8 protein-coding genes are annotated in these 12,077 nt (G+C 66.3%); all 8 read right to left on the minus strand.

Features of this window, described 5'->3' with window-relative positions:
- Positions 1-149 precede the first annotated feature (149 nt).
- The gene (locus OVY29_RS15500; protein WP_119081744.1) at positions 150-809 is read right to left on the minus strand and encodes a DsbA family protein; all 660 of its coding nucleotides are present in this window, start codon (positions 807-809) and stop codon (positions 150-152) included.
- Positions 806-2,209, minus strand: coding sequence for an efflux transporter outer membrane subunit (locus tag OVY29_RS15505; RefSeq protein ID WP_119081742.1), 1,404 nt, complete (start codon positions 2,207-2,209; stop codon positions 806-808). The genes OVY29_RS15500 and OVY29_RS15505 overlap by 4 nt, the downstream gene beginning before the upstream one ends.
- Positions 2,196-3,359 (minus strand): efflux RND transporter periplasmic adaptor subunit, encoded by a 1,164-nt coding sequence (locus OVY29_RS15510; protein WP_060979509.1) that lies wholly within the window; start codon positions 3,357-3,359, stop codon positions 2,196-2,198. The genes OVY29_RS15505 and OVY29_RS15510 overlap by 14 nt, the downstream gene beginning before the upstream one ends.
- Entirely contained in the window at positions 3,352-6,534 is a 3,183-nt protein-coding gene (locus OVY29_RS15515; protein ID WP_119081740.1) for an efflux RND transporter permease subunit, read from the minus strand. Before OVY29_RS15515 ends, OVY29_RS15510 begins: the two co-directional genes overlap by 8 nt.
- 319 nt (positions 6,535-6,853) lie before the next feature.
- A complete protein-coding gene (lnt, locus tag OVY29_RS15520; RefSeq protein ID WP_119081738.1) occupies positions 6,854-8,350 on the minus strand; it encodes an apolipoprotein N-acyltransferase in 1,497 nt (498 codons plus the stop codon).
- Positions 8,347-10,539 carry a protein-disulfide reductase DsbD family protein gene (locus OVY29_RS15525; RefSeq protein ID WP_313911691.1) on the minus strand — a complete coding sequence of 731 codons (2,193 nt, stop codon included), beginning with the start codon at positions 10,537-10,539 and terminating at the stop codon, positions 8,347-8,349. Before OVY29_RS15525 ends, lnt begins: the two co-directional genes overlap by 4 nt.
- 84 nt (positions 10,540-10,623) lie before the next feature.
- Entirely contained in the window at positions 10,624-11,181 is a 558-nt protein-coding gene (locus OVY29_RS15530; RefSeq protein WP_119081734.1) for a DsrE family protein, read from the minus strand.
- Positions 11,181-12,062 carry a class I SAM-dependent methyltransferase gene (locus OVY29_RS15535; RefSeq protein WP_119081732.1) on the minus strand — a complete coding sequence of 294 codons (882 nt, stop codon included), beginning with the start codon at positions 12,060-12,062 and terminating at the stop codon, positions 11,181-11,183. The genes OVY29_RS15530 and OVY29_RS15535 overlap by 1 nt, the downstream gene beginning before the upstream one ends.
- Positions 12,063-12,077 lie beyond the last annotated feature (15 nt).

A 12,077-nucleotide genomic window follows, 5' to 3' on the forward strand; every position in this document is an offset into this window, starting at 1 on the left:
CCCTCGGCTGGAACATTTATGCGCCGCGCGGAAGGATTGCCTCTCAATGGGGACGCTGGTGAACCACAGAACGGGAAAGGACGGCATGACGAGGTAGCCAGCGATCCCGTTATCGCGGACATTTACTCCGCTCTGCTAGGAGCCTTGTATCAGCGGGAGAGTTTGGCTCTGGCATCCGAAAACGCCTTTGCAAACTCGGAACGGCTTAGCGCGCCCTTCACCAGCAATGGCCCGATCAGAAATGCGGGCGTGCCAGAGATGCCAAGAGCGAAGGCTTGGGTAGCGGTTCGCGCCAAGGCGGTCTGGATTCTGGTCTGCCCTGCTTGAAGGTCGCTAGCGAGGCGAGTCCAATCGCCGCCCTCGCGCTCGACAATCGCACGCAGCACCGGCTCTGTGAGCGCCCGATGCTCGCGCATGAGCGCATGATGAATTTTGAAGTAGAGTCCTTGAGGTTCGCTTGCTAGCGCCACCTGCGCCGCCTGCTCGGACACGTCGCCGAAGATCGGCCAGTCCTTGTAGGCTACCTGGGTGCGGCCGTCGTCACGCATCGCGCCATCGAGTTCCGGCGCCGCCCGGCGACAGGCCGGGCATTGATAGTCGGTAAATACCACGACGCGCAGATCCGCGTGTTCAGGGCCTTCGATGGGGCCACCGGGATCAAGCACGAGACCCTGAGCGATAGCGTTTGTCGAGACATCGATTCCGAGGGGTGCGGTGGCGCTCAGAACAACGCTGACACCATAACCGATGGCGACCACGCCGCCGATTTGCAGCAGCTCTCGTCGTGAAAGGCGGCGCTTTTCTGTCATGTATCGTCTGGGGTTGCACCTCCCAGGGCACGGATCAAGGCTATCGCCGTTCGGGCGCGATCATAGTCGACCGTGATGCTGGCGCGCTGTGCGGCGAGTGCAGCCGTTTGCGCGGTCGTCACTTCCAGATAGTCCGCCGCGCCATCACGATACCGTTCGAGCGCAAGATTCTCCGCGCGGGCCGCCGCTTCGGCGGCGATGCGCTGCTCGCGATTCTGACCGGCCAGGGCATCCATGCGGGACAGGCCATCCTCCACCTCCTGAAAGGCGTCCAGCACGGTCTGGCGATAGTCCGCCGCGAGTTCTTCATAGTTCGCCCGGCTGATGGCGAGACGCGCTCGGCGTCCGCCACCATCGAACAGATTGAAGATCGTGCTGATCGGCCCAAGCGCCCAGAAGCCGGTATCCGCGCTGATGATCGGTGCCTCGACGGCCTGATAGCCCGCCCCGAGGCCGAGGCTTATGCGCGGATAAAAGGCGGCCCGAGCGACGCCGATCCTCGCATTGGCGGCGACCAGGCGTCGCTGCGCCTCGGCGATGTCGGGACGACGCTGAAGCAGTTCGGACGGCAAGGACGGCGGCAGGTCAGGTAGCGCCAAGTTCTGTTGCGCGGGGGCTATGGCGAAACTGGACGCGCTCTCACCCACCAGTGCGGCAATCCGGTGCTCGATCGCCGCGCGCTGCGCCCGTAACGCTTCAGAGCGCGCGCGGGCATCGGCGAGTTGGGCCATCGATCGGCTTCGGTCCACTCCTGAGGCAATGCCGCCTTCGTGGCGCGTGCGTATCAGTTCATCGGCGCGCGCATAGGCGGCCACGGTGCGGGTCAGCAGCATCTGCTCCGCATCGACGGCGCGAAGTCGAACATACAGGTCGGCAACCGATGCTTGAAGGCTGAGCCGCGCCGAACGCAATGCGGCCTCCTGCGCTTGGGCGTCCGCCGTGCTCGCGCGCACGCTGTTACGGACCCGGCCCCACAGGTCCAGCTCATAGTCGAGGCCGACACCGAAGATAATCTGGTTCGCGATTATGGGCTCGCCAGGTCCGATGGGACGCCCGGCTGAAAGCCGTTCGCGCGAGGCGCTGCCTGCCAGGTCCACGTTGGGCAACTGGTCGGATCGGTCGAGCCGAGCCGCTGCCAGCGCCCGGTCGTAACGCGCAAGCGCAGCGGCGAGCGTCGGGGTCCGTTCATCCACCCGCGCGATCAGTTCATCGAGCACCGGGTCCGCGAAACCGCGCCACCATTCACCGCGATCGAGATGATCGCCGGGCGTGGCCGTCGTCCATCCGTCCATATGGCGAAAACTCGCGGGGGTCTCGATCGCCGGCGTCTGCATCGGCGGCAGGGTGGCGCAACCGCCGAGGCCGAAAGCGGCGACGAGGACGATCCTAGCGCTGCGCATTCGGAGCCGCCGGTTGCCGTGCGGGGACGACGCGAACCCTGTCGCCGGTTGCCAGCGCATCGGGCGGCGTCTGGACGATACGGTCGGTGGGGCGCAACCCTGACAGAATTTCGATGGTCGCTCCCTGGTCGCGACCCACCGCGACCTCGCGAAGCGCGACCTGGCCCTGACCATCGACCACGGCGACGCGCGCGCCGTCGGAACCGAGAATGAGGGCGCTTGCCGGCACCTGGAACGTTCCAGCGCCGCCGGGCATGGACACCCGCACCTCCGCGTAGCCGCCGGGCCTGAGGCGCCGATCGCTGTTGTCGACCAGAAACTCGACCAGCATGGCGCCGGACTGGCGGTCCACCGCATCGGCGAGACGGGACAAGGTGGCCTCGAACACCTCTCCCGGTCTTTCAGGCACGGTGAATGTCGCTCGCATGCCGCGCGCCAGCCGTCCGGACAGGGCCTGCGGCACGCGCACATAGAGGCGCAGACGGCTGACGTCGGCGACGGTGAACAACGGTTCCGCTCCCGGTGCGCCCGTCTGCACCAGGGCGCCGAGCTGGGCCGAACGGCTGGTGACGACGCCATCAAAGGGAGCTGTCAGCCGCGTGAATCCGGTCAGCGCCCTCAGCCGGCCGACATCCGCCCGAGCGGCACGCGCGCGCGCATCGGCAGCGGCGAACTGCCCTTGGCGCTCATCGGCTTCCTGCCGGGACACAGCATCCTTTTCGAGCAGGTTGTTCCAGCGCGCCGCTGTCGTCTCGGCCAACCCGCGATCGGCGGCCGCGGTCTGATAGGTCGCCTGGGCCTGCGCGAGCTGTTGGTCGATCTCCGGCGCATCGAGAATGGCGAGCGTTTGTCCGCGCCGCACCCGGTCGCCGATATCCGCGCGCCATTCACGCACATAGCCGCTCACGCGGGCATTGATCGCCGCGCGATTATATGGGTCGAGGCTGCCTGGCAGAACGATCTCTCCCGCCTCGGAGGCGCGGGGCTGGATCACGCTGACGGTCGGCAGCGCGTTCTCCGCCGCGATGGCGGCCTGTTCGCGTTCGGCCATGCTACGAGAGGCGAGGCCCCCGCCAACGAGAGCGGCGATTACGAGACCGGCCGCGCCGAGGTAAAGGCCGGTTCGTTTCCTTGGGGTTGGATCAGACATGCTGGAGTTCAAGCTCCCTTGCAGGTGAGGACGGTGCGCCCTTGCGATGGGCGATGCTGAACAGGGCGGGCACGAGCAGCAGCGTCGCCACCGTCGCGAAGAACAGGCCACCGATGACGGCGCGGCCGAGCGGGGCGTTCTGCTCGGCGCCTTCGCCGATGCCGAGCGCTATGGGGGTCATGCCGATGATGATCGCAAGCGCGGTCATCAGCACGGGGCGGAAGCGGACCACCGCCGCTTCGATTGCGGCACGGGTCGCGTCGCCGGTCTCGGCCAGTCGTTCTCGCGCAAAGCTGACGACGAGGATCGAGTTCGCCGTCGCGACGCCCATGCACATGATCGCGCCGGTCAGGGCGGGCACGGAGATGGTCGTCCCCGTGACGAACAGCATCCAGACGATGCCCGCGAAGGCGGCCGGTAGAGCGCCGATGATGACCAGCGGGTCGATCCAACTCTGGAAGTTCACGACGATCACGAGGTAGATGAGGATGATTGCGCCGATGAGCCCGAACGCGAGCCCGGAGAAGGCGTGGTTCATCGTCTCATATTGCCCAGCGAGCGTGACGGTCACGCCTGCCGGACGCTCGGCGTCCATCTCTGCGATGATACGCTGGATGTCGCCGGCCACGGCACCCAGATCGCGCGCCTGAGGCGTAGCATAGATGTTGACGACGGGCTGGATGTTCCACCGGCTCGCCACGTTGACGGTCGTATCGCGGGTGATTGCGCCCAAGCCGCCAAGCGTTTGCGCTTCGCTCGCGCCTGTCGGTGAAACCGGCAGCGCTTCCAAGGCGGAGATGGTGCTGACGTCCAGCTCGGGAACCTGCGCCACGACGGGATAGGAGATTCCGTTCTCGGGATTGAGCCAATAGACGGGTGCTGACTGCTGCGTGCCCGCCAGGGCCGTTGCGACGCTGGTGGTGACGTCCCGCTGGTTGAGGCCATATTGCGCGATCCGCGAACGATCGATGTCAATGTTGAGCTGCGGCGCGCGCGAGGACTGCTGGATGCGGGCGTCAGCCAGGCCGGGGACAGCGCGGATGCGCTTAAGAAGCTCCTGCGCGTAAGTCTCGTTGGCCGCGAGATTGCGGCCGCGCACCTGGATGTCGATCGGCGCAGGCGAGCCGAAATTGAGAATCTGGCTGGTGATATCGGCGGGCAGAAAGGAGAAGTCGACACCCGGAAAGCTCAAGGGCAGTTCGCGCCGCAAGGTCGCCACATGCGCGCCGGTCGCGGTGCGATCCCGGCCGAGCGAGATAAGGATGTCCCCTTCGTTCGGACCCACCGTGCCGGAATTGTTGTAGATGATGTTGAGCGGCGCGGAAGACAGGCCGACATTGGCGACCATCGATTCGACCTGCTCGGCGGGAATCAATTCACGCACGCGCGCCTGCACCCGCGATATCAGCGCCGTGCTGTCCTCGATACGCGTGCCTGCCGGCGCACGCACATGCAGGGTGATTTGACCCGAATCGACCGTGGGAAAGAAATCGCGGCCAAGCGTGGGAATCAGCAGCAGCGACGCCACCATCGCGCCGAGGAAGGCCGGGATGAAGATGCGGCGCGCGGACATTACGCGGGCCAGCATTTGCTCGAAGCGGTCCTTCTGCCGGTCGAAGCCCGCCGAAAATCGGTGCTGGAACCGGACAAGCGGATTGCGCGAGCGAGCCCGCTCCGCCTCCTCGCCTTCCCGGTGCGGACGCAACAGATACATCGCCATCGTCGGAATGAGCGTGCGAGACAGGATGAACGAGGCGATCATGGAGAAGATGACCGCCAGCGCCAGCGGCACGAACAGATAGCCCGCGACGCCCGGCAGGAAGAACATCGGCACGAACACGATACAGATGCAGGTCACGATCACGAAGGCCGGCGTCACGATCTGCGCGGCGCCGTCCATGATCGAGCGCAGCACCGGCTTTCCTTTCTCCAGATGCCAGTTGATGTTCTCGATCGTGACCATCGCGTCGTCGACCAATATGCCGATGGCCAGGGCCAGCCCGCTCAGCGTCATGATGTTGATCGTTTGGCCTGTCGCGCCGAGAGCCAGCAATGCGGCGAGGATGGCCAGGGGAATCGTGGTCACGATGATGATCGTCGATCGCCACGATCCCAGGAACAGGAGGATCATCAACGACGTCAGCACCGCTGCCAGGATGCCCTCGTGGGCCACGGTGGAGACGGCGGCCTTCACGAGAACCGACTGGTCGCCGATAAGCTGGACCCGCAGGGTTTCGGGAAGACCTTCGAGTATCTGGGGGATACGGCCGCGAACCGTATCGACGATATCGATGGTCGAAGCCGCGCCGCTTTTCAGGACGGTCATCAGGACCGAGCGCTGACCTTCGACTTGGACGATGTTCATTTGCGGCGGGGCGCCGTCGCGGACTTGAGCGATGTCGCGCATGGTGATGGTTGCGCCGTCCACCACGCGAACCGGCAGATTGTTCAACTGTTCGACCGAGCCCGGCGCGTTGTTGAGCCTGACGGTATATTGCAGACCGCCGACCTTGGCGAAACCGGCCGGGGCGATCTGGGTTTGCGCGGCAATCGCGGCCGCGACGTCGCCAGCGGACAAGCCGCGAGCCCGCAGCGCCTCGGGATCGATGTCGATCTGAATCTGGCGCTGCTTCCCGCCGAATGGGAAAGGCATGGCGACGCCGGGAACGGTGATGAGTTGCGGGCGGATCTGGTTGACGCCGAGATCGTAGAGCTGCTGTTCGCTCAGTCCTTCGCCCGATAGTGCGAGCTGCACGATCGGCACGGTCGATGCGTCGTAGTTCACGATCAGGGGCGGCGTGATGCCCGGCGGGAGCTGACGCAAAACCGTCTGCGAGATCGACGTCACCTGCGCGGTCGCGGTGCGGATATCCGCGCCGGGCTGAAAGTAGATTCGCACGACGCCGACGCCGTTCATCGACTGGCTTTCAATCCGGTCGATGTCGTTGACGGTCGTGGTCAGCACGCGTTCAAAAGGATTGATGATCCTCCCGGCCATGTCCTCGGGGGACAGCCCATTATATGTCCATGCGGTCGCGATCACCGGCACCCCGATGCGCGGGAAGATATCGACCGGCATCCGAAGAACGGACAGGATTCCCAGGCCGAAAATGAGCACGGCCATGACGATGAAGGTCAGCGGTCGCGTCAGAGCGACGCGCACGAGCGCCATCATCGGGCTTGGTTCCCAAACAGAGGTGAATTGGTGAGCATCGTTCGTCCTCCCGCGAGATCGGGAAAAGACGGCTCAGCTTAAGGCTGGCTTATGAGATGCTGCACCGCGAAAAAATATCCGCCACTTGTTCGCCAAGGCGCGCCATCCTCAGCCCGGCTGCGCTGTGGCGCAGACAGGGTTTTGCGAAGTCCCGCCAGCACCTGATCGAAGCCGTTCGATCCGCGCAGCATACGTTCGACCACCCAGACGCCACTCAAACTCGACGGGATCGGCAAACACGATAAGGATGCCGGCCTGGGCGAACGCGATTCAGGCGTCGTCACAGGCGACGACGACTCGCTCGGCCGTGCTGCTGACGCCGGAGAAGCAGCGTGGCGAGCATGACGATGGCCGCGCCCATCTGCGGGACCGAACCCCAACGGCTGAAAATGGTGGCCGGGTTGGACGCTGGCAGGACGGTATCGAGCCGCGCGGCTTCATGCGCCGGCAGGCTGGCCGCGATAGTGCCATCAGCGCGAATGACAGCCGTGCGGCCCGTCGATGTGGCGCGAATGACCGGCAATCCTTGCTCGATCGCACGCATGCGCGCCTGGGCGAGATGCTGTTCGGGACCCCCCTTGCCGAACCAGGCGTCGTTGGACGGATTGAAAAGGAACGCCGGCCGGTGCGATCGATCAATCACGGTTGATGGGAATACGATCTCGTAGCAGATGGATATGCCCAGCCTGAGGCCGTCGATATCGAGCGTTTGCGGGCCAGGTCCTGGAACGAAGTCCGCCTCGCCCGGCACTAGTCGGGCGGCACCGAGCCGCTCCAGCAACCCTGCGAACGGCAGATATTCGCCGAAGGGCACGAGCTGCGCCTTGTCGTAACGGCCGAGAAGGCGTCCGGCGGCGTCGAGGACGAAGACACTGTTGGTATAGCGGCCGTCTCCAGCTTCGCCGGTCGCGCCGGTGAACAGCAGGTCTCGAGGACCCAGAACCGATGCCGCTCGCGATCGCAGCACGGGATCGGCATCGAGCGGCTCGATGATCGCCGCTTCCGGCCAGAATACGAGCCGCGGTGTTGCTGTCGTTCCAGGCGGACCGCTGAGGCTGCGATAGCGTTCGACCTGCGCCATCGCTTGACCCGGCCGCCATTTGTCGGCCTGATCGATATTCCCCTGCACGAGACGGATTGGCACATCCGTGTCGGGTGCGGATCGGGGACCAGCCAATGCGAGCGTGAGGACGACTACCGCGGGCGCCAGAAGCATCGCAGTCACACCATCGCGCCGCGTGATGGCCGCGAGCAGCCCCGCGATCGCTATGGTCACGCCCGATAGCCCGAGCGCGCCGATCACCGCCGCGCTTCGAGCCATCTCACCGAGCGGTAGCCAGATGACGCCCAGCGGATTCCACGGGAAGCCGGTTAACAGGACGCCGCGTAGCCATTCGGCCAGGATGAAGGTGGCGGCGCTGGCAAGGGCGAAGCCGGCCGGTCCGCTGGTTCGCGAGACAGCAGAAGCCGCGCCGAGCGACAGCGCCCAATAGCCGGCGGTGTAGGCCGCCAGCAACGCCACCGCGGGCCATCCAAGCCATTGAGGCATCGCTGCCTGAAAGGTGAAGGCATGCGCCAGCCAGGTCAGGCTGGCGCAGCCCAGGCCAAGGCCGAACCACCATCCGGCGCCTGCCGCCTGCCGCCACGATCGCGCGCCGCCCGCGTGGCGGAGCAGCAGAGTCAGGCTCACCAGCGTAACCGGCCAGAGCGACCAGGGTTCAAAGCCGAGTGCCGAGATCGCGCCGAGGGCGAAGATCGCCGCTCGGATGCGGATCACGAGGTCGACGCCTGTTCGACCAGCAGCCCGCTTGACAGTATCTGCGGCAGCTCGCGCTCCTTGCCGCCGCGCGTGACGAACAGATAATAGGGAACGGAGTTTCGGCCCCGCGAGGCCAGGAAGCGCGTGATGGCGGGATCGCCGCGCGTCCAGTCGCCGACCAGGGTGACGACGCCGGCCTGGGCGAAGGCGGCTTGGGTGTCATCACGGTCGATGGCGACGCGCTTGTTGACTTGGCAGATCAGGCACCAATCGGCGGTCATGTCGACGAATACCGGCGTTCCCGCCGTTCGCAGTTCGGCCAGCCGTGCTTCGCTGAACGGTTCCGCCCGGCCCGCCGAAACCGTGGCGGCGGCCTGACTGCCGGCGGTCGAGGGAACGGACATCTGGATGGCGAAGACGACAAGAACCGACGCCAACACCGGGATCAGCGCCGGCCCCGCCGTGCGGCCGCCTGCCTGACGCTGGCCCGTCCACCATAGCCCGATGCCCGCGAGGCCCGCGAGCAGGAGGCCGAAGCCCATGCCGTCCACGCCGCTCTGACGGCCAAGCACCCAGGCGAGGCCGATCGCGGTGAGCAGCATGGGAATGGCCAGCACGCGGCGAAACGTTTCCATCCATTTTCCAGGTCGGGGCAAAATGCGCTGCAAGGCGGGAACGAAGGCGATCGCCAGGAAGGGCAGCGCCATGCCGATGCCAAGCCCGGCGAAAACCGCCAGCGTGGCGGGTGCCGGCAGCACGAGCGCGGCGCCGAGCGCAACGCCCAGGAACGGCCCGCTGCAAGGGGTGGCGATGATTGCCGCGAGCGCGCCGGTGCCGAACGCGCCGCTCCAGCCCGGCTGTGCCAACCGCCCACCGGCGAGCGAAATGCCGCGGATTTCAAACAGGCCCGCAAGGTTGAGAGCGATGGCGAGCGACAGCAGCATCAGAACCAAGATGATGCGGGGGTCCTGTAACTGGAACGACCAGCCGATGTCGTGGCCCAGCGCCCGCGCGCCGATCAGGATCGCACCCAGAAGCGTGGTCGTGGCGACGCTGCCCGCGAAGTAGGCGACACCCTCCACCTTGGCCGTGCGTCGATCGATCCCCGACTTGGCCAGACTGAGCGCTTTCAGCGAGAGGATCGGGAACACGCACGGCATCAGGTTGAGCAAAAGGCCGCCAAGGATCGCGCCGATCAGCGCGAACCGCAGCGGCGAGCCGTTGCCGGGTTCTTGTGAAGGCGTGGACGACGCGGTGTCGATCAATGGATCGATCGTCTCGACCTTCGCCGTCGGACCGGGAATGGGCGCAGGCGCTTCTTCGGCCTCGGCGACTGGACCACTCGCCGAGGCCGGTGCAGGTGTCGGTGAACCGCCCAGGACAAAGCTTCTGCGCCCATCGGTCACGACGCCGGAAAAGTCGCCGGGCGGCGCGGAGCCCGACGCCGGAACGGTGATCTGGATCGCGCCGCCTTGCCCTCTCGTCGCGCGTTGAGGCGTGGCGGCATCGAACCATCCCGCGTCACCCGGAAAGAGGCGCGCGCTGGATGGATCGAGTCCTTGCGCGCCAGTCACGTCGAAATTCCAGTTCGCCCCCTGCCGCGCGATCGCGATGCGCGCCGCGCCCGGACGCGGCAATGCGGCCTCGGCGGCGGAAACCAGCGCGCGACTGCTGCCTGCCGCGCCGTCGCCTGTAGCAAGGTCGAGCCGGAGCGTGGCGCGCTCGGGCACGCACAGCGTGTCCGAGCAAGCGAGCCAGTTGAGATCGACTTCGATCGGAAGCCGCGTCCCTCGTGGGATCGATGGCGGCACGTCGAGATCGGCGAGCAGGGTGAAGGCGCCCTTATGGACGTAGCTGGCAAGCCCGGCCAGTTCGAGCAGAGTCGGTGCGGGGTGTTGCAGCTCCCCGATCCGCACGCCTTGGGGTGCGCGCCATACCGCCTCCACCGGCAGGCCGGAATCGCCCGGATTGATCCAGTATCCGTGCCAGCCGGACTCGGGCGTCATGCGGATGGCGATGCGACTCGTCGCCCCCGGCCTGGGCGTCTCGGTCGAGGCATGAATGGATGCGTCGATATGCTGGCTGCCTTGCGCGGCCGTCGATGGGACAGCAATGAGCAGGATCGCCAGAATCACCCCGAGCGCGAGGGCCTTGAGCGATCCGAGCGACAACGTGGGCGTGGCCGGCGCCGGGCCGACGATGTTCATGGAGCCGTGCATCATGGCGCCATCGGCCGCGCAGCTTAAGGCTGGCTTAGCAGCGACGCCCGCGATGCAGCAGGCGCCCATTCCTCAACGGATCAGCGACCATCCCTTGAGCTGCAACGTCGCTAGCGTGGTCATCGCGGAAAGATCGACGGTCACTTGCCGCGATACCGACTGCCGCTCGATGCCCTGCCGCGCCAGTGCCTGGCCACAAACGCGGATGTCCACGCCCGCCTCCGCCAGGGCCGCGATCAACGGCGTATTCGGATTGTCATGCCCGTAGCGCGCTCGATAGGCCGCGTCGCCCAGGACGGACATGGTTGCCGGCCCATGCACCACCGCTACCAAGTCTCCGCGCTCCGTGCGGATGCCGGCGGAACCAAGCAAGTTCACGAACCGCGCAACCTTATCGAGGCCGGGATTGGATTGGTCCGGCTTTTCTGCTCCTTCCGTCACGTCGAACACGACCCTGTAAGCAAGAGAGGGGTCGGGTTGGCCGGCCGTTCCCGGCATCGGCGTGATGGTCCCGAACCCGGCGATCACCGGATGGCGGGGGTCCGGCGCCGATTGCGCGCTGGCGCTCGTCGTCCCGGCGGCCGCCAGCGCGGCGGCGACCAGGGCGATCCCCGTCTCGCGCCGGGTCATCACGCCGTCCTCCCGGCATAGGCTGTGACGAACAGGGCTTTCGACGGCAAGCCGACGCCCTCGGGCGTTTCCCGCCCTGCGAACATGCGGATCAGATCGTCCCGGACGGCCGCCTGTCCGGAAGGATCGAGATTCTTGATGAGATCGCCGATATGCAGGGACTCCAGCGTGAAGGACGCGGCTTCCTCCGCCCCGTTCCCCCGCCCGCCGATATATTGGGTTCCTTCCCACGCGATGATATCGGGCTCATCGAAGCCGGCATTGCCCAGCAGGTCGCGCACATAGTCGGTTTCGCCAAGCGCAAAGGGGCCGGGCGCGCGCGGCACTGGCGGCGGAAGCTCGACGTGCCGCGCGAGCACGCTCATCATGGCGGTGAACCAGGGGTTCTCGCCCGGCGGCGCCCAGACGGCGATATCGAGCCGGCCGCCGTTCACCAGCATGCGGCGCAGATTGGCGAAAGCGGCATAGGGAACGGCGAAGAACATCGAGCCGAAGCGAGAGAACAGCCGGTCGAATGGCGCCCCGGCCGGCATAACGCTCGCGGCGTCGGCGACCTCAAAGGCGATGTTCGCGATTTCCTCGTCCCGCGCGCGCTCGCGCGCCGCTCCGATGAGAACCGGCGAGATATCGACCCCTACGACCCCGCCCTCCGGGCCGACCGCCCTGGCGATCTGCCGCGTTGTCCATCCGCCGCCGCAGCCAATATCGACGACGCTCTCGCCTTGCCTGTAGCCGGCATGGGAAAGCAGCGCGGTCCCTATCGGCTCGATCATCCGCTCCAGACTATCGAGATTGGCCAGCCAGCGTTCGCCCGAGGCGCCGGCCCAATCCGAGGCGGTCAATGCGCCGTCGTCAGATGCGCTTGTCAAGTCGTCCTTCATATCGCTCTCCTTACG

The organism is Sphingopyxis sp. SE2, from assembly GCF_032227185.1.
Classification (GTDB): Bacteria; Pseudomonadota; Alphaproteobacteria; order Sphingomonadales; family Sphingomonadaceae; genus Sphingopyxis.